General features: G+C 35.0%; 26 protein-coding genes. 2 read left to right on the top strand and 24 right to left on the bottom strand.

What is annotated here, in order from left to right; genetic code table 11:
* Window positions 1–24 precede the first annotated feature (24 nt).
* The 9 genes from NST49_RS07550 to NST49_RS07510 all read right to left on the bottom strand — a co-directional run bounded on the left by NST49_RS07550 (window position 25) and on the right by NST49_RS07510 (window position 7,768).
* A complete protein-coding gene (locus tag NST49_RS07550) occupies window positions 25–735 on the bottom strand; it encodes a GntR family transcriptional regulator (RefSeq protein ID WP_341047849.1) in 711 nt (236 codons plus the stop codon).
* Between the two features lie 223 nt (window positions 736–958).
* The gene (locus tag NST49_RS07545) at window positions 959–1,810 is read right to left on the bottom strand and encodes a MurR/RpiR family transcriptional regulator (protein WP_341047847.1); all 852 of its coding nucleotides are present in this window, start codon (window positions 1,808–1,810) and stop codon (window positions 959–961) included.
* 53 nt (window positions 1,811–1,863) lie between these two features.
* Window positions 1,864–3,000, bottom strand: coding sequence for an anhydro-N-acetylmuramic acid kinase AnmK (anmK, locus tag NST49_RS07540; RefSeq protein ID WP_341047846.1), 1,137 nt, complete (start codon window positions 2,998–3,000; stop codon window positions 1,864–1,866).
* A 13-nt stretch (window positions 3,001–3,013) separates the two neighbouring features.
* Window positions 3,014–3,334 carry a PTS lactose/cellobiose transporter subunit IIA gene (locus NST49_RS07535; RefSeq protein WP_341047844.1) on the bottom strand — a complete coding sequence of 107 codons (321 nt, stop codon included), beginning with the start codon at window positions 3,332–3,334 and terminating at the stop codon, window positions 3,014–3,016.
* 14 nt (window positions 3,335–3,348) lie between these two features.
* The gene (locus NST49_RS07530) at window positions 3,349–4,443 is read right to left on the bottom strand and encodes a DUF871 domain-containing protein (RefSeq protein WP_341047842.1); all 1,095 of its coding nucleotides are present in this window, start codon (window positions 4,441–4,443) and stop codon (window positions 3,349–3,351) included.
* Window positions 4,444–4,467: 24 nt separating this feature from the next.
* Window positions 4,468–5,643, bottom strand: a complete 1,176-nt coding sequence (locus NST49_RS07525) for a GNAT family N-acetyltransferase (RefSeq protein ID WP_341047841.1) — start codon at window positions 5,641–5,643, stop codon at window positions 4,468–4,470.
* A gap of 46 nt (window positions 5,644–5,689) precedes the next feature.
* Window positions 5,690–5,992 carry a hypothetical protein gene (locus NST49_RS07520; RefSeq protein ID WP_034536950.1) on the bottom strand — a complete coding sequence of 101 codons (303 nt, stop codon included), beginning with the start codon at window positions 5,990–5,992 and terminating at the stop codon, window positions 5,690–5,692.
* 89 nt (window positions 5,993–6,081) lie between these two features.
* Window positions 6,082–7,404 carry a PTS sugar transporter subunit IIC gene (locus NST49_RS07515; RefSeq protein WP_341047837.1) on the bottom strand — a complete coding sequence of 441 codons (1,323 nt, stop codon included), beginning with the start codon at window positions 7,402–7,404 and terminating at the stop codon, window positions 6,082–6,084.
* Window positions 7,405–7,462: 58 nt separating this feature from the next.
* Window positions 7,463–7,768, bottom strand: coding sequence for a PTS sugar transporter subunit IIB (locus tag NST49_RS07510; protein ID WP_341047835.1), 306 nt, complete (start codon window positions 7,766–7,768; stop codon window positions 7,463–7,465).
* Between the two features lie 365 nt (window positions 7,769–8,133).
* Here NST49_RS07510 and NST49_RS07505 point away from each other — a divergent pair, with 365 nt between their 5' ends.
* Window positions 8,134–8,283: a hypothetical protein gene (locus NST49_RS07505; protein ID WP_341047833.1), complete on the top strand. Its 150-nt coding sequence runs from the start codon at window positions 8,134–8,136 to the stop codon at window positions 8,281–8,283.
* A 60-nt stretch (window positions 8,284–8,343) separates the two neighbouring features.
* On the opposite strand, the gene NST49_RS07500 is transcribed toward NST49_RS07505, so the two are convergent.
* The 4 genes from NST49_RS07500 to glpK all read right to left on the bottom strand — a co-directional run bounded on the left by NST49_RS07500 (window position 8,344) and on the right by glpK (window position 13,606).
* Window positions 8,344–9,159: an SGNH/GDSL hydrolase family protein gene (locus NST49_RS07500; protein ID WP_341047831.1), complete on the bottom strand. Its 816-nt coding sequence runs from the start codon at window positions 9,157–9,159 to the stop codon at window positions 8,344–8,346.
* A 372-nt stretch (window positions 9,160–9,531) separates the two neighbouring features.
* Window positions 9,532–10,248: an MIP/aquaporin family protein gene (locus NST49_RS07495; RefSeq protein ID WP_341047829.1), complete on the bottom strand. Its 717-nt coding sequence runs from the start codon at window positions 10,246–10,248 to the stop codon at window positions 9,532–9,534.
* Window positions 10,245–12,083 carry a type 1 glycerol-3-phosphate oxidase gene (gene glpO, locus NST49_RS07490; protein WP_341047827.1) on the bottom strand — a complete coding sequence of 613 codons (1,839 nt, stop codon included), beginning with the start codon at window positions 12,081–12,083 and terminating at the stop codon, window positions 10,245–10,247. Before glpO ends, NST49_RS07495 begins: the two co-directional genes overlap by 4 nt.
* Before the next feature lie 17 nt (window positions 12,084–12,100).
* Window positions 12,101–13,606, bottom strand: a complete 1,506-nt coding sequence (gene glpK, locus NST49_RS07485; RefSeq protein WP_341047826.1) for a glycerol kinase GlpK — start codon at window positions 13,604–13,606, stop codon at window positions 12,101–12,103.
* Between the two features lie 472 nt (window positions 13,607–14,078).
* On the opposite strand from glpK, the gene NST49_RS07480 reads away from it, so the two are divergent.
* Window positions 14,079–14,996: a nuclease-related domain-containing protein gene (locus tag NST49_RS07480; RefSeq protein WP_341047825.1), complete on the top strand. Its 918-nt coding sequence runs from the start codon at window positions 14,079–14,081 to the stop codon at window positions 14,994–14,996.
* A 270-nt stretch (window positions 14,997–15,266) separates the two neighbouring features.
* Here the strand turns inward: NST49_RS07480 and NST49_RS07475 are convergent, their stop codons facing one another.
* The 11 genes from NST49_RS07475 to NST49_RS07425 all read right to left on the bottom strand — a co-directional run bounded on the left by NST49_RS07475 (window position 15,267) and on the right by NST49_RS07425 (window position 26,065).
* Window positions 15,267–16,736, bottom strand: a complete 1,470-nt coding sequence (locus NST49_RS07475; RefSeq protein ID WP_341047823.1) for a helix-turn-helix domain-containing protein — start codon at window positions 16,734–16,736, stop codon at window positions 15,267–15,269.
* Window positions 16,726–18,066, bottom strand: coding sequence for an FAD-dependent oxidoreductase (locus tag NST49_RS07470; protein ID WP_341047820.1), 1,341 nt, complete (start codon window positions 18,064–18,066; stop codon window positions 16,726–16,728). Before NST49_RS07470 ends, NST49_RS07475 begins: the two co-directional genes overlap by 11 nt.
* A gap of 257 nt (window positions 18,067–18,323) precedes the next feature.
* A complete protein-coding gene (locus NST49_RS07465; RefSeq protein WP_341047818.1) occupies window positions 18,324–18,500 on the bottom strand; it encodes a hypothetical protein in 177 nt (58 codons plus the stop codon).
* On the bottom strand, window positions 18,485–18,772 hold the full coding sequence (locus tag NST49_RS07460) for a hypothetical protein (RefSeq protein ID WP_341047816.1): 288 nt from the start codon (window positions 18,770–18,772) through the stop codon (window positions 18,485–18,487). The genes NST49_RS07465 and NST49_RS07460 overlap by 16 nt, the downstream gene beginning before the upstream one ends.
* A gap of 380 nt (window positions 18,773–19,152) precedes the next feature.
* On the bottom strand, window positions 19,153–19,281 hold the full coding sequence (locus tag NST49_RS07455) for a type II toxin-antitoxin system PemK/MazF family toxin (protein WP_341048691.1): 129 nt from the start codon (window positions 19,279–19,281) through the stop codon (window positions 19,153–19,155).
* Window positions 19,282–19,742: 461 nt separating this feature from the next.
* Entirely contained in the window at window positions 19,743–20,429 is a 687-nt protein-coding gene (locus NST49_RS07450; protein ID WP_341048689.1) for an SIR2 family protein, read from the bottom strand.
* 46 nt (window positions 20,430–20,475) lie between these two features.
* Window positions 20,476–20,664 (bottom strand): hypothetical protein, encoded by a 189-nt coding sequence (locus NST49_RS07445; protein ID WP_341047815.1) that lies wholly within the window; start codon window positions 20,662–20,664, stop codon window positions 20,476–20,478.
* Window positions 20,665–20,900: 236 nt separating this feature from the next.
* Window positions 20,901–21,983 (bottom strand): hypothetical protein, encoded by a 1,083-nt coding sequence (locus NST49_RS07440; protein WP_341047812.1) that lies wholly within the window; start codon window positions 21,981–21,983, stop codon window positions 20,901–20,903.
* Between the two features lie 267 nt (window positions 21,984–22,250).
* Window positions 22,251–24,149: an ATP-binding protein gene (locus NST49_RS07435; RefSeq protein WP_341047810.1), complete on the bottom strand. Its 1,899-nt coding sequence runs from the start codon at window positions 24,147–24,149 to the stop codon at window positions 22,251–22,253.
* A gap of 76 nt (window positions 24,150–24,225) precedes the next feature.
* A complete protein-coding gene (locus NST49_RS07430; protein ID WP_341047808.1) occupies window positions 24,226–25,296 on the bottom strand; it encodes a DUF4062 domain-containing protein in 1,071 nt (356 codons plus the stop codon).
* Window positions 25,297–25,648: 352 nt separating this feature from the next.
* Entirely contained in the window at window positions 25,649–26,065 is a 417-nt protein-coding gene (locus NST49_RS07425) for a hypothetical protein (protein WP_341047806.1), read from the bottom strand.
* Between the last annotated feature and the right edge of the window lie 48 nt (window positions 26,066–26,113).

Genomic DNA, 26,113 nt, shown 5'->3' with positions numbered 1-26,113 from the left:
AATATGTGGCAGGGTCTTTTTCAGTCAATCATTTTGTCTAGTCTGATGGCTTTCCTTATTAAAGGGAATAATATAAGTGCATATATAATCAATAGCTGTTACTTCACTGTATTCATAAACTTGTCCAGTTTTCAAAATACCGCGATTAATAATTTTCATTGCTGGAGTACCTTTCTTGCAAAGCAATAATTCAGATTGTTTCTTAGTGATTAAAACGGGAGTGTAACTCGTTATATAATGTGAAATATCATATCCTGATTGCTGTACATATTTTTGGATAGAGTCTTCAACAATGCTAGAAGTTAAATCAGGAAAAAGTGAAACCGGTAATTTTGATGTTTCAATTTGTGTTATTTTATAGTTTACTATTCGAATACGCTGAAAGACCCAAACAAATTGTTCGTCATCTAATTCAAAAATTTGTCGGTCTTCTTCTAAAGCAGGTTGCTTTTCCAAAAAAACTATTTTTGAACTGATTCTATCATAGGAATTTCTTGTCAAAGAGTTATAAATCAAAGGATTTTGTTTAGCATCTTTGCGGATAAATGTTCCTGACCCTTGAACGACTTGAACGACACCAATATCACTTAAGCTATTGATAGCTTCTTGTATCGTATATCGTGAAACTTCATATTGAATAGCTAAACTTCTTTGCGTAGGCAACTTACCATCTGAATAATGTTCTTGATAAATTTTACTTAATATATCTTGGACTACAAATTCACGTTTTTTCATAACAAATCTCCTATTTCCATGTTTTTTTACGCATTAATACTACCGTTTAGACTGTTTTTAATACTAGTATAACTTACCCTCTAAGAAAGACAAATCCCAAACTAATAGATTACTTAAATTAACTGTATGCTCTAAGCTAAACGATTTAAATTTAACCAAAAAAAGAATACCTAAGAATTTCTCTTAAGTATCTTCCAACTAATCTTATGAAATTACTAACACCCTATCTCTTCTTATACTGATCCATTTCTTCTCTTGATTGTTTGATTCTCTCAGTACTAGTTATATAGTTTTTAGACAGAAACGCGTAAAACAGAACATCAATCGCAATGAGTTGTGCATGTAGCGAGCTCGAAATAAACTGATTGTCTGTCTCAATTGTTTTTACAGTTTGTATCGTATAGTCAGCTTTATTCGCTAGGCTATTTTGTCCAAATTGAGTCAGTCCAATAGTTTTCATGAAACTTTTTTTGGCTAGTTTAATCAGTTCGATAATTTCTCTCGTTTCTCCTGAATTGGAGATGCCAAAAAACAGTGCATTTTTTGGAGCTGCTCCTAGCATGGATACCAATTGATGATTATCGGTAGGGCAGACAACTATTTTGCCTACTCTACTCCACTTCTGAACCATATTTTCAGCAATAATACGCGAATTCCCCACACCATATACATAAACAATAGAAGCTGCTTCAATCAGTTCAACGACACGCTCAATGTCAAATTCATTCATCAATGCACTAGTTTCTTCCATTGATTTAAAGGCATTAGCCAATAGTTTACTTTTAATATCGCTGATAGTTTCTTCCGCTTCTATTTCTGCATAACCCGATTCATCTATCGATACGATTTCTGCGGATAAATCGACTTTTAGTTTGGTAAACCCATTAACTCCAATACGGTTGCACAATCGAATAACAGCGGTCGAATTCGATTCTGCGGCTGTTCCCAGTTGAGCGGTTGTCATTTTGATTGTTTCTTCAGGATTTGTAAGAATGTACTCACCGATTTTCCTCTCAGAATTGGGAAGATCATCAAGGACACTTTTAATTCGACCTAAAATATTATTTCTAATCATGCTGTTTCACCTCGTATAATCAAAAGATACAGGAATTTTCAAAAGAAAGCAATCTAATGAACATACGTTATCTTTCCTAATATAACAGGTTTCGTTGCGCCTGTAGCACTTGGAACATTGCTTGGCAAATGATGAATGGTCTGGTTCGCTAATACGGTCATGGCAATCGCTTCTTTCGCTTCTGAGGAAAACCCGACTTCTTCCTGGATAAGGACCGTTCTTCCCGGCAATTGTTCTTTGATCATCTGAACCAAAACAGGATTGTAACTTCCTCCTCCACCAATAATCAAATCCGACTGGTGATCCATAAAGTCACGAATATTTACGGCAATGGACTGCGCAGTAAATTGAGTAGCTGTTGCAATAAAATCATCTTGCACTACTGTATTTTTCCATTTTTCAATCAAAGCACCAGTATACTCCACACCAAAATCTTCTCGTCCGGTTGTTTTAGGGTATGGTCTTTCAATATACGGATGAGCCATCATTTCACTTAGTAAGGCTTGATCTACTTTTCCAATAGCCGCATGTTCACCATTTTTATCGTACGCTTCTTGATAGAACTGTTGACACAATTCATCAATGATCATATTCCCTGGGCCTGTATCAAACGCAAGAACATCTTCCATTTGTGCTCCAGCAGGTATTACCGTCACGTTGCCGATGCCGCCAACATTTTGCAATAAACGCGTTCGTTTTTCATCTCGGTATAAGACAAATTCAGAATATGGCACAATAGGAGCGCCTTGACCTTTTACTGCCATATCTCGCGTTCTAAAATCAGAGACGACAGTCGTTTGTGTTTCTTCTGCAATAATTGCTGATTCGCCAATTTGCAATGTTGAGGCTAATTGATGATCACCGGGTACTGGCAAATGGTAAATGGTTTGTCCATGAGAAGCGACAAAATCAACTTTTTCAAGTGGGAAGTCTGCTTTCTCACAAACAGCTTTAACGGCTTCACTAAAGACATACCCTAATTCCACATTCAAACTGCAGATTTTATCGACTGAAGACGTTTCAATCGATAAGACTTCTTTGATTTTTTTAACAATTTCAGTGCCTAATGGAAGTGTTGCAAATTCCATCAATTGAACAGTTGTATCGGTATTCGTTCCATGAATCTCCACGAGTGCTGCATCGACTCCATCTAATGATGTGCCTGACATGATTCCGACTGCAAAGGCCATTTTATCACCTCGATTATTTTTTTAGAGCATTCAATTCTTTTTGCATCTCGATCATTTGCATGATTAAGGTTTGTTCCGCCATTGATGTCATCAATTGGTCTTGCGCATGGATCAACAGTAAACTAATTTTGATATCTTCTCCGCGAATCTCGTCTTGAACCAATTTCGTTTGGGTATTGTGAGCCAGATTCATTTCTTTTTTGCACTCTTCCATCAATTGATCACATTCTTCGTATACCCCAGCACGAGCTTTTTCTAAAGCTTCATACGCTAAAGCACGAGCATTTCCTCCATGCCCAATAATGTCAAAAATAATCATTTCCAAATCTTCCATTTTTATTTTCTCCTTTAGCTGTTTATTTTTAGTTTAAATTGAAATTTTTGCCACGGTTTTAAGTAATCCAGTAAAAATTGTTCTTCTTCTACAACATGTCCGACAACATTGGATTTGCCAGAGTTTTTCATTGACTTCAAGGCTACTTGTAATTCACCGGCATAATGCGCGTATAAAGACGTTTCGATAATAATATCGCCTTTTTTCATATCCGGTGTGTTGAATGGAGCAAATTCATGCCCTTTATATTTCACACGACTTTGCGTTGAACGAACCACATAATCCGATACGTCTCCACGGTTAAAGTGAAATTCTTCTGTAACAATTTTTGTTTCCAATTCAGGAACATCTGCTTCTAATTCGCATGTCAGTGTTAATTGGTAAGGATTCAATTCACTCAACGCTTTAAGTTCTGCTTCACTGGCAAAAGCATTGGCAATGATTACATCATCGATCACTTCAGTAGCCCATAGATGTTTGGCTTGAACCTCAATCGGCCATTCTCGGTGCATCTCCAATGTACATAACCCTTCATCCACCGGCCAAGGACCGATATGAGCAGATGGCGAATTGACAAAAGCAGCCGTTACTAGCCCATGTTCTTTGTATTGCTTACTCGTTTCGATAAAATGATCATAATTCAAACCCGTGTAGCGGTGTGGGTAAAAATTGTGACATCCCATTAAATTAGCCGCATTGGCTTGATAGCTCATAATATTGTCTAAGTACTTTGTTCCGCTGCTGATATTTAATTCAATTTTCAAGTCTTGCGGATTAAAGGTCATAATCGATTCTTCATTTCCGGTAAATCCCATGTCTAAACGGATACCATCCGCACCAATTTCTTTAAAAAACGTTAAGTCATTGTAACTAATTCCGAGTTCGCCAAATACTTTTGGACTGACATCCGCAATCACTTCCATGCCTTTTTCTTTTGCATGCATGATCACATCTGTGAACTCTTGGACGATCGTATCTTTATCTCCTTCTACCGATAACAAACACGTGAACACTCGTTTAAAATTGTAACGTGCTGCCAAGTCAATATACTCTCTGATTTCTGGAACTGAACTATGGTTTGGATAAACTGAAATGCCTAATCTTCTCATTCTTATTTCCTCTTTTCTTTAAAGTTAAAAATGCCCATAAAATTGCGGCTGCTCTTTGGGAACAACTCGACCCCATTCGTTTAAAACACACTCTGAAACGATAGCTTTTTCGTGATAATGGTACCAGTTCAATTCATGGTAGCCTGCTAGATAAGAGGACAGACTTGCAATATCCATCTCTAGGCAGTCTTCTTGTGCAACCTCTTGCTCATTTACCTTAACAACGCTTTGAGAATCAATGGCATAAATCCCTTGGTTCCATGGAGCAAAAGCATCCGTCACTTTTAGATACAGTCGCTTGGTTAACGCTTGAAAAGGGTAAGCGGCTAAAAAGCGCTCTACGTCTACAATCCGAATCATTGTATCGTGCACGACTTCTTTTTTGAATTGGGGTTCATCCCATTGACTGCCAAATGATTGATGAACAGCTGCTGTACCGATGACTTCTGTAAAATTTGAACGATGGACTCGGATGAATTCCCATAAAGCTTGTTCGGCTGACACATTAAGAGCAATCTGATCCAATACTTCAAAAGTCAAGTCGTTCATCACGTAACGGATAAAGCCTTGAGGCTGTCCATTCTGGTCGATACTTAAGGCAAATGAAGCATCCGGCTGTCTCATTTCAAGACGTTTCCACCATTCTTCATTGCGAATCATCAGCCCATTCGTTTTAAGAGCATATGTTTGGTACACTTCTTTTACACGAGCCAGTTGTTCCCGGTTCTCATTATAATTGAAGCGTTCAATGTTACCCATATCGCTTTTTTTCATTGAAAATAGATGAGAGGGGAACCTGTACTGCACTTTATCAAAAAAAAGATCCCAGCCAAAATGACGGTAAAAGGAAACGGAAAACGGTCCTAAAACGGATACCAATTGTCCTTGAGCACGCATCTCTTCTAATACTCGCATCAATAATTGTTTCATCACACCCTCATTCCGATACTCAGGATAAGTAGCTACAAAAGAAATGCCACCCATAGGGAACAGCTGTCCATGGATAGCCATTTCTAGTGGAAACGCCATGACTTGCCCAGCTAATGATTCTCCATTAAATGCTCCAATAGAGTTGCTGACTTTAGCCCAGTGAAGAAAGTCTTCCAATGTTTGTCCAGTATAATGATTGCGAAAACAGTAATCTCTGATAGCAACCATTTGATTGATTTCATCTTCTCGTATCTTACGGTAGTCTAGCATTTCTGTTCACCTTCTTTAACTATTGATAAATGAAAATTCAATAAGCTTATTTCGTTTTCTTTTTTGGAAATTGACTGGCACGAATGACACCTTTTACTTGGTTCTTTTCAATCATAATGCGCCCTGTTTCAAAAAACATGATTGCGCAAAGTCCTGATAACAAATACAATCCGTAATTTACTGCTGTTGGCAAATTTTGAAAGAGAATCGTTGGAATCAAAACGACTAAGAAAGCCGAAAATCCAAAAATCCATCGATTGATATAAATATTTTTTTTCTGTAAGAAACCGACCAACTTAACGCCTGCTAATACAAAAATAATTAGAAAAATAATGAGTGCAATTCTCACTTATGGTTCCTCCTTTTATTAAACTAAGAAAGGGCTGAGACAAAAGTCCCAACCACATTTCTACTAGTTTATCCTTATTCTAAAACCTATTAACTCGCTACTGTATCTGTTTGCAGATTATCTTTTTCTGCCATTTCTGAATGTTCTTCTTCTACCATTTTCTTATCGTAAACTTTAACGAATGGATAGTAAATCAAAGCAGCAATCGTCATATTGATCATAACTAAAGCGGCAGCTTTCCAGTCATTTCCAGCTGATAAAAACGCACCAATTGGAGCTGGCAAAGTCCACGGAGCATTTACTGAGAAACCGTTAATGACCCCGAATTTCACTGCGAAATAACTGATCGTTGTTGTGACAGATGGTGCAACTACGAATGGAATCGCTAAGATCGGATTCATTACAATCGGTGTTCCAAAAATCAGTGGTTCATTGATGTTAAAGATAGACGGAATAATTGAAAAACGTCCAACTTGTTTTAAATAAGCTGATTTGGTAAACAACAATAAAATACATAACGATAGTGTCGCACCAGATCCACCGATCCATACTAACCATTGGTAGAATTGTTCAGGTGCGATATAAGGCAATTCATTACCAGGTGTTCCACTAACCAATGCTTGACCATTTGCTTCAAGCATAACTAGCCACATTGGGCGTACGATTGAACCAATAACACTTACACCATGCACTCCAGCTGCCCATAACATGGTAATCAAGACTACCGGAAGCAAGACGCCTAATAAATTATTTCCTAAAATATTGTTTAATGGTGTAAAGATATTGATTAGGATTTGATTGATGTCAAAGCCAAGCAAAACACGAATGATCCAAACAAAGACAATGACAAATGTACCTGGAATCAAGGCTTCAAAACTTCTGGCAACCGATTCTGGTACTTGTTCTGGCATTTTAAGCATTAAGTTTTTTTGCTTAAATAAACGTAGCACTTCAACTGCAAAAATCATGGCTAAAATAGCTGAAAACATTCCTGATCCACCAAGATTTCCCATTGGCAGAACCCAACCAATTGCTTCGCCTTCAGGAAGGGAGGCATCAACGTTCACTGGAACCGTTAACATTAAAAAGGTTGCTAACGAAAGAACCCCACCGGAAACTCCATCTAACTTATAAGATTTTGATAAACTATACCCCATACCATAAGCTGCATATAATGACATTAGACCAGTTGTGATACGGAACGGAATCGCAATTTGTGCTGCATACGGTGCAATTGCTTCAGCCCAAGACGCGATTGGTGGATTTCCAATAACTAAGAAGAAACACCCAATAATAATTAAAGATAATGTCGAGATAACCCCATCACGGATGGCTTTTAAATGTTTTTGTTCCGATAACTTAGCTAAAGGCGGCATGAATTTTGTTTCAAGCCAATTCAGAAAATTCGTCATATTTACTCTCCTTTTACAATCTATAATAATAAACAAATGCATGAATCAAGTAAAAAAATTAACGGTACTTTTTAATCAACTCTAACGTTTTTGGCGCTCCAATTGGTGTATAGCCCATCGGTTCAACTTTAGCAATTGGGACACCGTTTTCATTTGCATATTTTTCAAATGTCGCAAATTGGTGTTTTACTTGAGGTGCTACCAATAACAATTTGTAATCACCATCTTTTAATTCATCTTCTACTGCTCCAGACCCTACTGCGATCATATCCAAATCAAAATCCTGTTTTGCAGCTTCCGCTTTAATTGCTTTAACCACGATTGCACTTGACATTCCACCAGAACAAACCATAATAACTTTCATCTTTTTTCCTCCTATTATCGAATTGAATTGAATTTTTGTTAAGGATACTTTAGTATTTATCTATCTAGCTTCAAATTTATTTCATCTTATTCTTGTATTGCTACCCTCCTTATCAAAGCCTCTATATTAAATATGTATCCCCTTTCAATAGAGTATAGCTTAATCGGAATTTTATTTCAATATAAATAATAATATAATGAAATAAAAAACCAAAATAACCAATTTACTTTACAATTATTAAAAAATAGAAGATATACCTTGATAAATTAAGTCCACATACAGATTCACTATCTAGTTTTAGTTTATGAACCCTTGAATTGTCCTCTTATTTTTTGCGTACTTTAAATAAAGAGGAGGCGAACTTTATGATAGTAATCAAAAAGCGGAACAAATCAAACTATTTACGTGCCATAGAAGCTTTGGACAAACGGATGGCGTTGCCTGATGAAGAAGCAGTTCATTTGATGAAGATGCAATTGATCATACTACACATAACTGGTGCTAGAAATAAATGAACGCTCAAACTAAAAAAGCAGCCATAAAAATGGCTGCCTCTTTGCGTTACTCTTTTATTCTTAATGAAGTTCCTTCACCGGCATATTCAATCTCTCTTTCAGCAATTCAAACCACAAGCCATAGCCAACTCCATTGGGATGGACATTATCATCCAAAATTTCTTCAAGTGCTAGATTTTGGTCTTCCATTTTGGTTTGCATCAAATGATAAGTATCAATAAATGGCCATTGTTGTACTTTAACGTATTCAGCGATCTCATTATTGTATTCATCATAAGTTACTTTACCATCTTCCAAGAATACATCATTGTAAATAGTAGGATTTGCTGTTTGCAGTATAACTAAAGTATCGGGCAATTCCTCACTGAAACGATCCATGATCCATTGAATATCTAGTTTTGTTTGATTGATATCATTTTGCGGATAGCGATTATTATTGATCAAACACAATTCAAAAATAACGATATCCGGTTTATCTTTAATAACTGCATCAATTTTTTTCCTTGAAATCAGATCAGCAGTACTGTAACCGCTGTAGCCATGATTGATTACTTTAGCATTAATTCCATCCATCCCATTTAAATCAACTTCCAGTAAATCACCCCACACAGGTTGATCTTCAGTAGCACCTTTCCCAAGCGTTACACTGCTGCCTAGGACAGCGATTGTTACCTCGTCATCTCGTTCAGTTACAAATGTTGACCTCTCTAAGAAACTTTCTTGTTTAAATGTATCGGATAATTTATAGGTTTCATTCATTTGCGCTAAAGTTCTATTTTCATAGATATTGTTAAAAACCAGGATCAAAAGGGTTATCAAAAAAATAACCAGCACGACTTTAAATTTTTTTCGCTTTGACTTACTTTTTTGTTCCATAAAGATCCCCCTTACTGTTTGTTTATGCAGTATACCATGTTTTCCAACAGTAAAATAAGGCGAAATTTCGACTATTTCGACGGTTGAATCTTTAAGAAACAAGCTATTTTTTTACTATAAGTGATTTACTTTATTCTCTTTCGTGGAGACCTATTACAAGGAAGAGTACACTTCATCTAGAACCTCACTCTTTCATGCAACACCATTTCACGAAAGAGTGAGACAAATTATTAACAATTCATTTTTCTCAAGGAATATTTCAGCTCATCAAGACTATCATAAAACTTTCAATCCATAAAAAAATTAGCCAAAAAAAATAACCTCTTATTTATACAAATTTGTACAAACAAGAGGTTACCTATTTAGTAACTATTAGACAATTACAATGTAAAGTAATGCTGCGATAGCTCCACCAATCATTGGTGCTACTATTGGAATCCAAGAGTAACCCCAGTCAGAGTTTCCTTTGTTTGCGATAGGTAACAATTGATGCGCAATACGTGGACCTAAGTCACGTGCAGGGTTGATTGCGTACCCTGTTGATCCTCCAAGAGAAAGACCAATTGAAAGAATTAAGACACCAACTACTAATGGGTTTAATCCATCAGTAAATGTGTTTTTACCAAACATCATAAGAGCAAATACTAATACGAATGTACCAATAACTTCTGACATTACGTTACCAACAGTGTTGCGAATAGCTGGACCAGTTGCAAAAGTTCCTAAAATACTAGCTTGGTCTTTTGTTTCTTTAAAGTGTGGCATATAAGTTAACCATACTAGAACAGCTCCCAAAATACCTCCAAGTACTTGTGCAATAATAAACGGCAATACTAATGCCCAATCAAAATTACCAATAATAGCCATACCAAGTGTTACAGCTGGGTTTAAATGTGCTGGTCCCATAGATCCTGCAACATATACTGCAATCGTTACGGCTGCTCCCCATCCAAGTGCAATAACAACCCATCCTGATGCTTCAGCTTTACTTTTTTTCAAGTTAACGGCAGCACATACTCCGTCTCCAAGCAACACTAGCATCATCGTTCCTAAGAACTCGCTGAAAATTTGTAACATATCTCCACTCATCTATTTCCATCTCCTTTTAATTTTTTTAAATCAGACTCTGCAATTGCAGTGTTTAATTTCACAGTGTGAGCAGCTTTTGCTTCATCTGTCCAGCCATAATAGCGGGCCATTTCAGCAATCACTGGTTCTATTATACCATCTAAAGTGTCGCGCATAAACAACATGTGATTTGTGCGACGGATTAAAAAGTCCGCTGGTGTTAACGCCATCTCTTCATCCATAGCATACCGTAAACTTACGGTATCTGCCAATGTTAATCCTTCGATTTGTTCTACTTCTTCAATTAAAGCAAATACTTTCGGAGCGTTTGAACCGTATAAGTGAGCAAGGTAAGTTGCTTCGGATTCGCTTAAGCCTTTTTCAATACCTAGTTCTGCTAATTTATCTGTTTCTTCATCCACTTCTTGCGGGTTGATTTCTCCACCAGATACTGAATATTTAGCAGAATCAATCAATTCATAAGACAAATTGAAGTTGTTTTCTAAGATTTCAATAACAGCTTTCATAGCCCCAATCGCCATTTTACGGTAATCGGTTAATTTACCACCAGCTACTGTAATCAAGCCATCTTCATCAATATCCAAAGCACTTCCACGGGAAATCGCTGAAGGATTATCTTCTGATTCTGAATTGCCGGTTTCGATGTTTTTCAAAACGTCTTCTACGGTATAACGGTCAACTTCACCTTTTTGGAATTGCTCGATCGTAGAAATGACTTTATCAAAACTTTCGTCTTTGATTGGTTTACTGTTCCCACCATTGTAGTCAGATCCGCCATTTGAAGAGATCAATGGACGCAATCCTGCCCAACTTGACTCGATATCGTTAAGCTTAATATCAGCTGATGGGTAACGGTTATTAACGACTTCCAATAGGTAATCCACATCTTCTTGAGTAACAGTCGGATGTGCAAAGTCGCCTGTGTAGTCTGTATCCGTTGTTCCAAAGTAAGTTTTTTCTTCACGAGGAATCACAAATACCATACGGCCATCATTTTTTCCTGTATCGAAATAAGTCGGTTGGGGAACGTGTAATTTATCACGGTCTACTACCAAATGAACCCCTTTAGTTGGACGCATTTGTGGAACAGCGTCAAGTTTATCATCCATTTGACGAATCGTATCAGACCAAGGTCCAGTTGAATTTAAGACAACACGAGCTTTGATGTCAAATGTTTCACCCGTTAGCAAGTCTTCTACTGTTGCTCCACTAGCTTTATTGTTTTCGTCATGTAGGATACCGACAACTTTCATACGGCTGACCATATGTCCGCCATCTGCAACAGCACGTTTGATGTTTTCAATCACTAAACGAGCGTCATTGTTACGGTAGTCCAAGTAAACTCCAGCACCTAATAAGCCGTCACTTTTTAGTTGTGGTTCGCGTTCTAGAACTTCCTCTTTTGTTAATGTGTAGTTCGCATATTTTGTTCCAGTAACACTAGCTAATTGATCGTACAGATCCATCGCTACTTTTAGAGAGAACATAGAAAAAGTTGAACCTGGTTCGTCATAGATCGGCAAAATCATTGGGTCTGCTTTTGGAATGTGAGGTGCGATTCCTTGTACGACAGCACGTTCTTGAACAGTATCCGCTACAACTTCAACATCGAAGTTTTTTAAATAGCGCAATCCACCGTGAACTAATTTAGTCGAACGAGAAGAGGTTCCTTCTGCAAAGTCTTGCATTTCAACAAGTCCTGTTTTAAGACCAGAGGCGCTGGCTTGCAAAGCAGTTCCAGCACCTGTAATCCCTCCACCAATAATTAAAACGTCCAATGTTTCTTCTTTTAATGCTTTTATATCTTGTTTTCTTCGTTCAATAGAAAACACCATAATTCGTTTTCCTCCTTTTATGCTTCAGGCTTAAATACTTGAGTCGCTTTAACCGCTAGCTTCCAGTTTTTGTATAATTTTTCGCGCTCTTCTTCTGCTATTTGCGGTTCAAAGATACCACCTTCTTCATACATGTCTTTGATTTCATCCATGCTTTCCCAGAATCCTACAGCTAAACCAGCTAAGTAAGCTGCTCCTAAAGCAGTCGTTTCTAGGTTAGATGCGCGTTGAACTTTTGTGCCTAAGATGTCTGCTTGGAATTGCAATAACCAGTCATTATTGGCTGCTCCCCCATCTACTTTCAATAGTGGAATGTCGATGCCAGCGTCTTTATTCATGGTATCTACAACGTCACGCGATTGATAAGCAATGGATTGTAAAGTAGCTTTAACAAAGTCTTCTTTAGTTGTTCCACGTGTCAATCCGAAAACAGATCCTCGTGCATCTGAATCCCAGTAAGGTGCGCCCAGTCCAGTAAAGGCTGGTACAACAAATACTTCATTGTCGCTTTTAGAAGCTTTAGCTAATGCTTCTGAGTCAGCAGAATTTTCAATCATTTTAAGTCCGTCACGCAACCATTGTATTGAAGATCCGGCTACAAAAATACTTCCTTCTAATGCATAGTATACCTTATCATTGATTCCATATCCAATAGTAGTCAATAAATTATTTTCAGATAATTGTGGTTTTTCACCAGTGTTCATAACGATAAACGAACCTGTTCCATAAGTGTTTTTCACCATTCCTGGTTCAAAAGCCATTTGTCCGAATAAAGCGGCTTGTTGGTCTCCAGCCATTCCTGAGATAGGAATATTAGCACCATAAAAATGATAGTTCGTTGTGTGTCCGTAAACTTCTGAATTGGATTTAACTTCCGGCATCATAGCACGTGGAATATTTAATAAGTCTAAAATGTCTTGATCCCATTCTAAGTCATGAATGTTGAATAACATCGTACGGCTGGCATTTGAATAGTCGGTAACAAATGATTCTCCACCTGTTAATTTCCATACCAACCAAGTATCAACTGTTCCAAACATCAACTCGCCTTTTTCAGCACGTTCTTGAGCGCCTTCTACGTGGTCAAGAATCCAACGAATTTTAGTAGCTGAGAAATAAGAGTCAATAATCAACCCAGTTTTTTCATGAATCATTTCAGAATGCCCAGCTTCATGGAGTTTAGTTGCAATAGGTGCTGATTGACGTGATTGCCATACAACCGCATTGTAAATAGGGCGACCTGTTTCTTTATCCCAGATAATCGTCGTTTCACGTTGGTTTGTGATTCCAATTGCAGCGATTTCTTCTGGTTTGACACCGGATTCAATAAACGCCCCAGCAATTACAGATTGTACAGAATTCCAGATTTCATTCGGGTTATGTTCTACCCATCCGCTTTGTGGGAAAATTTGAGTGAACTCTTTTTGTGAGCTCCCAATTGTGTTCGTTTTTTTATCGTAAATAATTGCTCTTGAGCTAGTAGTCCCTTGATCAATTGCCATAATATATTTTTTCTCTGTCATTTTAATTTCCTCCTTGTTTTTGCAAGCGATTTCTTAATAAACTTATTGTAACCGTTTTTCTTCGTGAAAAAATGTCATCTTTTTTTGGCTTTTGCAATTTTTTGAGAGGTTTTTAAATTTTGTGCTTTTTAGCTTGATTGGATTAGGTTGAGTAAATCTGGTTAAGAACCTTATCTAACCTAAAATAACGAACTTATGGTCCTTAACTGCAGGGTATGCACCTTACCTATCAGTCAAATTAACAAATAAAGTCCATAAACCCCTTTTTAAGACCATAACAATAGAAATATCCCATCGTTATGGTTCATAAATCCATTTATTGAGATTGTTTTACATTATGTGCATTTCGGCTGCGCCCGAAATGATCTAATCAGTATGTATATGTCAATTTAATAAACGGAATTACATTTGCAGGCACAAGAAACAAGAAAGTAATTTTTTGCGGACATTTATATAAAAAGGAGTGTGCAAAATGATTTATAAAAAACGTGTGAAATCTGACAAGTTACTTATGTTGGAGCATTTGAAAAATCGGATTAATTTTTCTCAAGAAAGCTGCAGTGAGTACCAAAACCAAGTAAAAGGTTATCAAGGTGAATGCTACTTCGATACACTGACAGCTAGATTAAATTGTAATTGTCTTGTTTTGAATGATTTACCGCTAGCAATCGGCAGCACTGAATTTCAAATTGATGCATTGATCATCACTGCGCAAGAAATTTTGCTTTATGAAATAAAAAATTATGGTGGAGAGTATACGTACAACGATGGATTTCTGATATCTAACCTATCTGGGAACTCCTTCCACAGCCCTACAGAAAGAATCAATCGGCATACTTCGTTATTGCAAAGCTTATTGGAAATCCACCAAATGAAACTGCCTATCAAACCTTTTGTAGCGTTTGTGCATCCTGAATTTATGTTATACGACGTAAAAAATATACAAAAAACTTTGGTACGGGCAACTTTCCCAAAGCATTTCAGAAATTTAACTGCACGGTTAGAACCTCTTCCATCAAAACACTTTCTTCTCGCTAAAACATTATGCGAACTGACTGCTCAAACAAAGCCATATTTAAATGGCGTGCCAGAATACAATTATGAGAAATGTAAAAAAGGCATTATTTGCTTAGCATGCGAGCAATTCATATCAGAGATTGAGCCTAGAAGTAAATTTTGCACATGCAAAGCCTGCGGACATACTGAACAAGTTTCAACTCTAATTTCAAGGCACGTTTTAGAGTATAAACGATTATTTCCAGATAAAAAACTGACGACATCTGCCATCTATGATTGGTGCGGCGGTGTTTGTGCTGCAAGGAGGATTCGTTCTGTCTTGCAAAAAGACTACACGACAGCAAGTACAGGCAAAGGTTCCTATTATATCTAAGCAAAAATAACCATCCATAGTGAGCATATCACTTTTAGATGGTTATTTTTTGATTTAGGACGTTACGTACCACAAGTCATTATAAAAAGTAACGTTAAGGTACATAAAATGGATTTACCTACTATAATTGAGGAAATTTTTGAGAGATAAGGTACATAAACCTATTTTAAGAACCTCAAACTCTTTTGCAGATCACGTTTAAGGTAGGAAATTGCTTTTTTTCCGCTTTTAAGCCTTTATCCAATCCCCTGACCGATTTAATAACTTATTCTAGCCATTTAACTGTTGCACAATTCTTTGAATATTTTTCATATCGAAGGATGACAAGATTTCAGAGAGGACGTACACTTTGGCTTCACCGTAGTGGGCCTTTTGGGCTGGTTGCTGATTGGTAAGGATGAGACCATACGTTTTACTCGACTGATAGGCTTCTACGTGTATACCATTGATATGGCGCATATTCAGTATCAATAACTGATCTAGCGTTTCCGTATAAATGGTTTCCATTTTCAAATCGATACCAACTTGCAAAATGTTCGTCATCTTAAAGGTCACAATAGCCAGTAAACTGATGTATTTCATCAGCCCTACTTTTAACAAACTATTGTCTTCTATATTTTTTATCCCAAATTTACTGGTGCTGACTTCTAGCAATGTATGGGCAAATGAAACGAGGTTCCTGCCGGTAAACTGTTTCTCCTTAGCTATTATTTCTTCGTAATCATAGATTTCAATATCACCTTGGAAGAAATAGAGTTTTGTATGAATATGAGAAAGGTGATAAAACATTTCGCGTTCCAACATATAAGGCAATCTACGGAACTTATAATGGATAATAATGGTTTCCACAATATACGTATCAATCGTTGCAATCGGTGCGCGACGGTCCCGTTCCAATGTATATTCGTGAAAATCGTGTTCGTTTAAAATAGGAAAAGCTAACAAAAATGCAAAGTGCAGCATAGCTTCTTCTTCATCAACTTCAATTGAATAACGACTGAAGTAGCGCAAAACCATAATCCGGATTTTTTGGTACAACGTGTCTTCTAAGTATGGTTGCATTTGTTCGCGCAAGCGTGAGTATTTCTTCTCTTTGTGCTTGACGCGGTTTTTACTTATGAGCATCCAAACGTCAAGGCGTTGCCTGCTTTCTGGTTCAATCGTGACGTGCAGAAAACTTTCTACGGCTTGTACCATTTGAGTAATTTGTTTATCAGAGTGCGAAGCGATAAGGGCTTCTTTGTCTTCGATATAGCTATAAAATTGAAAGTAAAAATACCGAATGTTCAACTCTTCTCCGTGCAACTGCCCATTACGTATTTTGATACCAAACTCTTTCAAATAGCTGTTCAATTCTTTGATTTTGCGAAATAAAGATGAATCGCTAATCATCAGCTTTTGTGCCAACTGAATAATTGAGAACTCTTGATGCTCAAATAAAAAACTGATTAGCTTTACTTTGACCGACTGATTCAAATAAAGTTGATAAATATGCTGCAATGAAAATTCATCCCCCATGGTTAAAGAAATGTACTGTCCGTCATAGTTGATGTGCACCTGATCAGCAAGAGATTGTATCCGGAAAGAAATGGATTCCAAATCTTTATCGAGTGAAGCCTTAGCAACGGCCAAATAGTCCAACATATCCGTATAAGAGATTTTGCCACCATTCAATACGAGTTGTTTAAAAATCGTGACTTCTCTGATTTCATTTTTCTCAAGGAAGTGTTCAATTTTCATTTCCGTCATCCCTCACTTCTTGCCACAAGTTAAAATTGGTGGCCGAAATTATTTGGGAATATGCGGGATGGAAGAAATAATCTTTTTGCTGCAACTCTTCCAAAGTTTGTTTCGTTTGAATGGCCAATGCCAATGTATTGATTTTTTCTAAAATATTTGAAGTCGAAATCATTTGAGCGCCAAGTAAGACGTGGCTGGTTTCATCGTAGACCCATTTGATCGTTACGGTACCGGCTTCCGGTAGACTGTTTAAACGCACTTCTTGACGATAGGCTTTAACCTTTTGACCCGTAAACAAACTTTCGGTTTCGGTCACACCGGTGCTGGCAATGTAGTACCCAAATATAGAAGTCCCAATCGTGCGTAAGGACCCTTTGAAAGCCATTTTTGGTTCAATCAAATTAGCAGCTGCCACGATTCCTGTCCGAACAGCATTGTTCACTAGTGGAATATACACTGTCTCATCGTTTTCTCCAAAAGTCAGTTGAATGCAATCTCCAACTGCAAAGACATCCTCTACCGATGTACGCATATAGCGGTCAACTGCGATGGTTTGGTCCATATGGAGCTTGATGTGTTCATCTAAAAAGTGCAAGTCTGGTCTCACATTCACCCCTAAAATAACGGTATCAATCTTAACTGTTTCATTTCCAAATCGAATCGTTGACTGTTGGTCCGCTTCAGCTTCCTCAATTGAAGAAACCGTTTGATTCAAGCGCAAATCAATTCCCTGATCCAACATTTTCTGTTGCAAAGGTTGGATCATTTCTTTGTCAAAGTATTTAAATAATACATAATCCATATTTTCAATCAGTGTGACTTGCTTTTTCTGCTTGCTTAATAAATCGGCTGCTTCTACTCCGACTTGACCAGCTCCAATAATGGCTACACTTTGGCTAGCTTCAATTTTAGCTAAAGCAGTTTTGGCTTCATGGTGCCGTTTGTACTTCAAGACACTTTCACCATCACTGCCGCTGATTTTTTGCGACAACTGGCTCGAACCTGTTGCGATAATCAACTTGTCATAAGTGATCGTCGCTTCCTTCTCGTCAACTAAATAGTCGACTGTTTTATGTACCGTGTGGATTTTTTCAACAGATGCTTCTAAATAACAGTGAATGTTTTGCTCTTTCAACTGCTCTTTAGTAATAAAGTAGGCTGCATCTAAGTCAGCAATTTTATTTTCCCAGTACAAATGCAGACCATTTGGAATGTAACCTAAGGTAGCTTGCTTTTCCAACAAAATAATTTCTGCATTAGAATGTTTTTTTCGTGCTTCTAAAGCTACTGCTACCCCAGCAAAAGAAGCTCCTATAATCACTACTTTCATGCTATTACTCCTCGTCAATGTGTTTTTAGTTAGTATAACATAGAAAGGAAAACTTTCTCACAGACGAATAGTATTGATTGGAAGGTTTAGTGTGTGTAAAAAATAGGGTATTCTTTAGATTCTATAGATATACCTGGCAATTGAACATCTTCTGTTTCGTTTGGTGTTATGTAACTTACTTTCTTCATTTATTTATCAGATGTCTTCTTTTACAACTGCTTTAATGCGATTATTTATATCCAAATAAGAACTTTGCACTAAAAAGACCTTGGAACTTTTTTAGGCTCGTCCAAATCCCCATCAAAAGACAATGCTTCTTCAATAGCTGGTTCTTCTGGGAAATCAGCTATTTTTAATATCGTTCGGATATCTTTTTCACCTACTTCAAAAAATGTAATTTGACTGACTGTATCATTTTCTACATCAGCTGACACTGTGAAAATTTCAGGATACACATAATTTTTTCCTGCTCTTGCTCAAATTCATTAGAATATATTTCCATTTGTGCACCGTAATAAGCTCTGAAAAGCTCTGCCATTTCTTCTCCATTTCCAGGATTATAAGTGGCATTTTTTTCATCGCCTACTGCACTTTCCAAAGACTCCTCTGCTGATTCTGAAGATACAAATATGCTGATCTCTTGCTCAATAGGAGTTTCTTCATTACTTTCTTCTGAACAACTAACTAAAGCTAATGCTATTATCATGAAACTAAAATACCTTTTAATAAAACCCTCTCCTTATTCTATGACATATTTCTTAACCACATTAAGCAATACTTTGTAACCTTCTTTATTTCTCTTTTGTTAAATTTTGTTAGACAAACGAAATAATATAAAACCTGTTATAATATTGATTTAAATGGAGTTGGTGATTTTCTAATATAATAATTTTATCTTCGCAGAACACTTTTCAATTAATTTCTGTGGTGCTTTTTCTACAAATTTAAATTCTCTTAACTCCAAATCAATTATACAGTGGTGTTCGAGTAAAACTTCGCCTTTAATAGTTAGTTGTTCAGGTAAGGGTATATGAAATGGGAATTCTTTTGCTTTAGAAGTTATTGTCGCTATCCCATACATATAATTTAAATAGCTAATTTTTTTGTTAGTACAATACAAGGTCGGTATCCTCTTTGTTCATATCCTTTTGTAGGATTAAGACTGACAAAAATAATATCGTCTTGCTCTAACTCTTGATAACTTATACCCTTCATTGCCAACTAAAGAAACTCCCTTCCTACTGATTCTCCCCAATCGAATTTATCTTTAGAATCTAATGGACTTTCGTCATAATCAGCAAACAACTCTTCAAGAGTATCAGGGTATTTCTTTTTAGGAGTTAAAATAATTTGACCTTTATCTCTGCTCTAATATTTTCTGGCATTGCCGCAGCCCCACCCTGAGTTACTATGCCATAAAGGTTTACGTATCCCAAAGGAATCCTAACAAATGATCCAATTTGTCCTATTCGATACACCGTACCATCAATTATTGGCATATTAGATTTGACATTATTCGCCATCTGAATGGAGATAATATTTCCTGATACCTGATAACTTCTCCAATTTCTGTATTCCTTTTTTTATCCATAGATAGTCTACTACACACTCATCATTATTTTTAAAAAATTAGTGAACTTGCAAAAGTCAATAATCGTAAGCTACCCTTCGCCATTCTATTGTTCTTTTTCTTGTACTTCTTGATTCAACGGCTCTTCTGGACAACTATATACGTCTTTTTCAAAAAATTGGTTTAAAATAATAGTTTCATTATGCCCTAGTTTCTCTGGTATTGCCCATTTATCATACTGTGAACCTATTACAGCATTTCGCGAACTAAAAATAGATAGTTGTGTATTATCCTTGGCTAGTTTAGCTAAGCTAGAATCCTCAGTTAATGTATGACAGACTTGCCCATTTTCCCACTCTTTATCATAAAGCAAAACAAATACATGAGCATTCTGATTCGACCTCATTGCTGTGATAATTCGTTCATTAATGTGCTCATCTCCAAATGAATAACCACAAACAAATAGCACAGAATCTTCTTGTCTTAAATTGTTTGAAAGCCTATCTATAAGTGCAATGTAGGGTTGCTTTAGCGAATAATCATACTTAAGTATTGAAGGATATATTAAAATATCATCTCTACCAGTAGCACTTCGAATTACTTTCCTGCCATCACGATGGAATTGCCAACCCAAAAAACCATGAATTTTCCAAAGTTTAACATCATTTTGCAGATAACGTAAGTTGTCTACCGTCTCTGGATTAAAAAAGGGCTCAAAACTACCACTAAACCCATCATAATATGGGATATTCTTACTTTCTAACCCTATTTCAAATAAATAATCATAATTTATGGTAAATATTTCTATTGGGTACTTTCTAGCTGCTCTTCCAACTCATTCATCGCAAACGTGTTTCCATCACGATTAAAAACTTATCCTGGCTACTCCATTTGTCGCTAGTTTTATTATTGCCTGGAATTGCGACACCAGCCACGCGTGATTCCTTACGCCAGTTGTACAATGTCACTTCTGTAATGTCTTCTTCTTTACTCAGCTTTGCCACTGATTCATTCTGTGGTGACATCATATGTTGAATCATTTCGGCTTTTCTTTCTTACGTATAACGTACGCCGTTTTTATTTGCCATATCGATCGACCTCCGTGTCATTTACTTAATCATATCACGTTAGCCTCGTACGACTTCTACCCTAACAGAGGAGGTCTAGCTACAACTCAACCTTTTACTTCCGTATATATTTCTGTGAACTAAAGATACTCTTGATTAAGAACTGTATTTTTAAAGCATTTAAAACTGTTAAACATTTACTTAACTAGGTTTAAATTTTCGTAAACTGTATTTTTTATCATTTCGTATTTTATCTCTTCAATTAATTCAACAATTAGCTCTATCTTCATTTTTATTTGCTCAAAATTTATAAGAAGTTCTTTACCTTTCTGATCTAAATGGCCAAATTTCACTTCCATTTCTTCATGTACCTTTTGCATTACTATATCCATAGTAGCATCAGTATTTCCATCATCTATTTTATAAAATAAATCCATCGTTCTACTATCATAAGTATCTAAATATTCTGAAAAAAGATCTAACTCACTAATAAATAAAGTTAAATGACGATTAATGTCATCTTTCAAGTTTTCTGCTTTGTTATTGTTAAATATATAATCATATTCGTCACCTATTTTATTAAAAATTTCGAATAAATTTTCATCAAGTTCTTTAAACCGAGCCCATTCCTTTTTAGGAAAATTTGCATTTTCTATAGTAAATACTTCATATTCAGGAGTATAAGGTGGATCTCCTACAAATGTAAAAAGATTATAACGCAACTCATCAAAAACATCTTGCATATAGATAGATATTTCTTCCATTACTATTATATAATCCGAAGTTGCATATCGTATAGAGTCACTTTTAATAATTTCAAATATTTCATCTCTGATTTTTTCTACATCATTATTATCATGAACTAAAACACCTAATTCCAAATTATTAGAGCTTGCATCCGAAAAATTTTGTGATCCTATATAAGCTTTATTGTTTGTCATGATAAGTTTTGCATGATTTGAAAAATTGAAGTAGACGTTTAGATCATTAAACTTCTCTCTTTCTAAAGTTTTCAAATAGTAATATATTTGCTTCGAGGCATCATCACTTCGGTATGATTTTTTTGGAATATTTAATACAATATTAACTGGAGTATCAATAGGAATACCTTTAAGTACATTAAGTAATCCCGAATTTTCAAAAGGTGTAATATTATAAGTAATAATATTAATATATTTTGCAGTATTAAAACCATCTATTATATGTTGAAAACCATATTCTCCTTTTGTTAAAATTACAGACCCAGTAATATCCTCTAATACTTTAACCATTTCTTTCAATATAAACCATACTCCTTTATTATATATATACCGATTGTAAAATTATGCTAGCCTGATAAAAAAAGACATTCACGGTACTCAAACTGTAATTCCGATTAAAATGAATAAGCTACACTTAACTGGGGAAAAATATAAGGTATCTAACATTAGTATCAATAGAAAACAAATAGTTATTACTTAGTTTGCAATGCTTACTCTTCTTCAATTCATTTATTGTGTAGAATATTAAAAAATGTAGTACTAGAAACTATTCGTAATGTCTAATTTCTATACAAGATATTGAACTTTATTTTCTACATTTTTCCTTAAGCTTCCTTGAGAATATAGCTGCGAAATGTCCATAAACCATGATTCTATCTCTTCATAGCAACCTAAATCTTCCAATAATTCTTTAGTCATCATTTTAGAGGCTCTTTTATTTAGCATTCCTTTTATGCCGTTTTCTCTTTCGTCTGTTTTCTGTATATGTAACATTACCTTATCTAATAAGTATTTTGGAATATCTTTACTAGGCCACTCTTCAATGAACTTTTCCATTTCTAAATTTGCATCAGGAAAAATACTATTTATTACTTTTGGATGAAGATAGTTTTCCATTTCAAAAAAATTAGTTATCACACCGAATCTTCTTCCATCATTTTTTTCATTCATTTCTCTAACAGTCTCTCCATATTTTTGGACATCAGAGTCATAAAGATGATATTCAATTATATTTGAATCTTCTAAATAATCTTTATTTATCCAATCTATTAAACGTGAGCCTGATAAAGGAATAATATTTATATTCTCTTCTTCAAAATCAATAATATTTTTCATTTCAGGAACATGCTGATTAATTGTTCTCAAAAAATTCACATCATGTTTTCCTTCCACACAAATAACTACTCTAGAACTTACAGTTGGAAGTATACCCAATGTTTCTGAAATTTCTTTAATTTTTATTTCCTCGTCTATAACTATTAATGGCTCTTCATTTTCTTTTTTGATAAAAATGGTATTTGAAGGATTAACTAATTTGGCTATTTCTGGAGTGTGAGTAGTAACAAAGACTTGATGCTTTTCATCTTCTGCTATCGTATTAAAAGAATCTAAAATCATTTTTTGATAATCAGGATGTTGAGATGTTTCTGGTTCTTCTATCGCATAAATTATATTTTTCCGAGACAATCTCGAAGAAACTCTTTCAGCTTCAGCTCTGAAATAACTTAATAAGATCAAGCGTCTTACTCCACTACCTCTTTTGTTCATTGGAATACCATTGTCACTGTTTAAATCAAACGAGAATAAAGAATCCCAGTTTTTTAATTTCATATTAGTGTCTAAGTCTTTAGCAATATTTTCATCAAAGTCTTTTAATTTTTCAATAGTTTCTTTTCCTATTTCAGATACAGTTGACTCTACATATTTCTTTATTTCTTCTAATTTTTCTTCAATTTCTGATAAAGCTTTTTTTGTAGCAATTTTCATTGGATTTTGCACTTCGCTATCAGTATCTGAATTTGTACGATCAGATTGAAATAAAAAGAACAACGGCAAGTTACTTTTTAATTTTCCCCAAACATCTTTTTCATCTGTTTCTGTTTCCAACTTCTTTATTTCAATACTCTGTTCTGCAAAAACTGTATCTTTAACTACAAAATGTTTAAATAAAGCACGTCTCATGTTTGAATTTATATTCTTATTTACATCTTCTTCTATTACTTCTATTTCCTTTTGTAGTTCTTTTCTTTTAAGTAATATGTATGGCTTTTCACTAATAGAGGGATAAAAACAATTGATATAGACTTTTAAACTACTTCCAATCAGTGTACTTCCGCTACAATTCCACTCTTTTTTTATTTCGAGTAATCCATCTTTATTTAATAGATATTCGCTTCTCAAATCTGTAGAATGTGAAGAATCCATATACACAACTTCACTGTTATTTAATTCAAAATAAGTAGTTATAGACATTTTTCTTTCATCAGCATAAACATTACAATCACCAACATCTGCTTTTACTAATGCATCTCTATCTTCTCCATTAAAAAATATCTCTAAAGCATCCATGATTGTAGATTTCCCCACATCATTTTTCCCAATAATTAAGTTAATATCTTTAGAAAAATCAATATCACAGTATTTGTATCCGCGAAAGTTTTCTAAATGAAGTTTCTTCAGTTGCATTAAATTTCCTCCTAATAATTATATTCACAATGTTATTATATCGCTTTCAAATGTTTTTTTCGTTTTTTTTCACAAATTACTTTTTATCAATTTTTTTCTTCATTACTTTTTTCTTTTTATAGTATAGATTAAGAGTCTTATTCAAATAATCAATAGATAAAGTTTCCTTAAAATTTTCACTTATTAAAATATTATCATGAACCATTAGTCTATCTACAGTCTCATATAACCCAGGATCTGCTAAAGCTACTTTAACATCAATAATTCCTTGATCATAGTCAGCTATGTATGTAATGGAGTCTGGATCTAATCTAAATAGTACAGTATCTTTTTTATTAACATCATATCCAAGTGCAATACTGCCTCTGTGATTAACAATTTTCGTCTTCAATTGTTTGACTTTCTCCTCTACAAATTCTTTTATATAAACTATGCCATCTTCAATAATTGAATCCGTTGAATTAGGTTGAAATTTCTGCGTTAGCAAATTATCAAAATCATCATTGTCAGGTAATTTAGAAAGATTATTTTTTTCTGTCTGTGCATTAGCTAATTTTACTTGAAGTTGACTTCTTGTCTGCCTTAATCGTTCCAATTCATCTTGAGCCATATTCAAATCTTCGAGAGCAGTAGCAGAAACCCAACCAATCATATTACTTTTATAATCTTTTACTAATTGTAATATACCCGCTTCACTCATACTTTTAACTTGTTCGTTATTATCTATAAAATCAGCTAATCTTCCCTTAGCCTTGTTAATAAAAGCTTTATACTCCATTTTAGAAGTTTCAATATCTTTTATCGATATTTTCCCACTATGGACTCTTGACTCTATAAACTTCTCAGATAAAATCATAGTATATATTGGCAAACCTTTTTCAACAGCAAAATCATATTCCCACTCTGTATAACTCAAACTTGTATCTGAATCAATAGTGCCATATTTACTGCCAATTATTACCATATAGGCATCACATGATTCAATTTTTTTTGTAATCATTTCTTTTTGAGTTGCTGTAGCCGAAAAGCCTTCCATCGTCACAGGTAAATGACCGGCTTTTAATATTCCTAGAATAGCTTTATTTCTAACATCTTCAAGATCCGTATAGGTTGAAGATACAAATACTTTAAATATTTTTTCAGTCATGTTAAATTCCCCTACTCATTTTCTAGTATTTTTATTTTTTAAAACATCTTTTCCTGTTTTTTCTCGTACTCAACTTAATCAGGCAGCGGTAACGATTCATTACTTGCGGCTTTATCTACACCCACAAAACCAATACAATCTCTTGCCATTACATTGCTTAGGCTAAGTCTTTTCCTTGCGTCCTGTGCAGTATCCATTTATCAATTCTTCTCTTATTTTTAATTGTGAGTTTCTTTATAAAACCTAATTAAAACTAGTAACTTATTATTTTTGGTTCATTACATAAATATTTGGCTGTTACAATTTTAAGTTTATTTCTTTAAGTAAGTCACAACTTTTTCTAAACAGGAAATCAACTAAATGTTATAAGATTTAATTCTGAAGGATGGTCTTTTACTTTTCGTTTTCCATATAAATCTATTCTCATTGATTTTATTAATTTAGAGTATACTTCTTCTTGAGATTGATTAGTTATTTCTTCTGAAAATAGGCTCATTAAATTTTTTGTTTGAATAATTACATCATCACTACCTATTAAATACATCATTTGAATTGTTTCAGATAATTCTTGACGGACTCTAGCATACTCACTTTCTATGAAGTTTCCTTTTAAAACTATAATTAACTTCAAAAAAGCAATATATTGTTTTTCTTTTAAAGCAACTCTTTTAGATTTCATTTCATTCCACCCAGTAAAAAAGTTAGTCAAAAAAACTGTTATAATCGTAGAAGCTGCAGCTATTAAAGCAATTACTAATTCACTATTCATTTGATTATTCCTTTCTTTTATAAAAGCACCATTTTTTATAGCTGTTCT

The sequence above is a fragment of the Carnobacterium sp. FSL W8-0810 genome (assembly GCF_038007125.1).
Taxonomy (GTDB): Bacteria; Bacillota; Bacilli; order Lactobacillales; family Carnobacteriaceae; genus Carnobacterium_B; species Carnobacterium_B inhibens.
The sequence above is the reverse complement of the archived record's forward strand: the minus strand, read 5'-3'. Positions and strand labels throughout refer to the sequence as shown.

Coding starts and splice junctions, on each gene's coding strand:
- anmK (WP_341047846.1), bottom strand. CDS start 3,000: ATGGCCTTTGCAGTCGGAATCATGTCAGGCACATCATTAGATGGAGTC.
- glpO (WP_341047827.1), bottom strand. CDS start 12,083: ATGGTGTTTTCTATTGAACGAAGAAAACAAGATATAAAAGCATTAAAA.
- NST49_RS07460 (WP_341047816.1), bottom strand. CDS start 18,772: ATGATAATAGCATTAGCTTTAGTTAGTTGTTCAGAAGAAAGTAATGAA.
- NST49_RS07550 (WP_341047849.1), bottom strand. CDS start 735: ATGAAAAAACGTGAATTTGTAGTCCAAGATATATTAAGTAAAATTTAT.
- NST49_RS07470 (WP_341047820.1), bottom strand. CDS start 18,066: ATGAAAGTAGTGATTATAGGAGCTTCTTTTGCTGGGGTAGCAGTAGCT.
- NST49_RS07475 (WP_341047823.1), bottom strand. CDS start 16,736: ATGAAAATTGAACACTTCCTTGAGAAAAATGAAATCAGAGAAGTCACG.
- NST49_RS07530 (WP_341047842.1), bottom strand. CDS start 4,443: ATGAGAAGATTAGGCATTTCAGTTTATCCAAACCATAGTTCAGTTCCA.
- NST49_RS07545 (WP_341047847.1), bottom strand. CDS start 1,810: ATGATTAGAAATAATATTTTAGGTCGAATTAAAAGTGTCCTTGATGAT.
- NST49_RS07445 (WP_341047815.1), bottom strand. CDS start 20,664: ATGATGTCACCACAGAATGAATCAGTGGCAAAGCTGAGTAAAGAAGAA.
- NST49_RS07435 (WP_341047810.1), bottom strand. CDS start 24,149: ATGCAACTGAAGAAACTTCATTTAGAAAACTTTCGCGGATACAAATAC.
- glpK (WP_341047826.1), bottom strand. CDS start 13,606: ATGACAGAGAAAAAATATATTATGGCAATTGATCAAGGGACTACTAGC.
- NST49_RS07425 (WP_341047806.1), bottom strand. CDS start 26,065: ATGAATAGTGAATTAGTAATTGCTTTAATAGCTGCAGCTTCTACGATT.
- NST49_RS07480 (WP_341047825.1), top strand. CDS start 14,079: ATGATTTATAAAAAACGTGTGAAATCTGACAAGTTACTTATGTTGGAG.
- NST49_RS07495 (WP_341047829.1), bottom strand. CDS start 10,248: ATGAGTGGAGATATGTTACAAATTTTCAGCGAGTTCTTAGGAACGATG.
- NST49_RS07525 (WP_341047841.1), bottom strand. CDS start 5,643: ATGCTAGACTACCGTAAGATACGAGAAGATGAAATCAATCAAATGGTT.
- NST49_RS07505 (WP_341047833.1), top strand. CDS start 8,134: ATGATAGTAATCAAAAAGCGGAACAAATCAAACTATTTACGTGCCATA.
- NST49_RS07430 (WP_341047808.1), bottom strand. CDS start 25,296: ATGACTGAAAAAATATTTAAAGTATTTGTATCTTCAACCTATACGGAT.
- NST49_RS07500 (WP_341047831.1), bottom strand. CDS start 9,159: ATGGAACAAAAAAGTAAGTCAAAGCGAAAAAAATTTAAAGTCGTGCTG.
- NST49_RS07535 (WP_341047844.1), bottom strand. CDS start 3,334: ATGGAAGATTTGGAAATGATTATTTTTGACATTATTGGGCATGGAGGA.
- NST49_RS07510 (WP_341047835.1), bottom strand. CDS start 7,768: ATGAAAGTTATTATGGTTTGTTCTGGTGGAATGTCAAGTGCAATCGTG.
- NST49_RS07515 (WP_341047837.1), bottom strand. CDS start 7,404: ATGACGAATTTTCTGAATTGGCTTGAAACAAAATTCATGCCGCCTTTA.
- NST49_RS07455 (WP_341048691.1), bottom strand. CDS start 19,281: ATGAAGGGTATAAGTTATCAAGAGTTAGAGCAAGACGATATTATTTTT.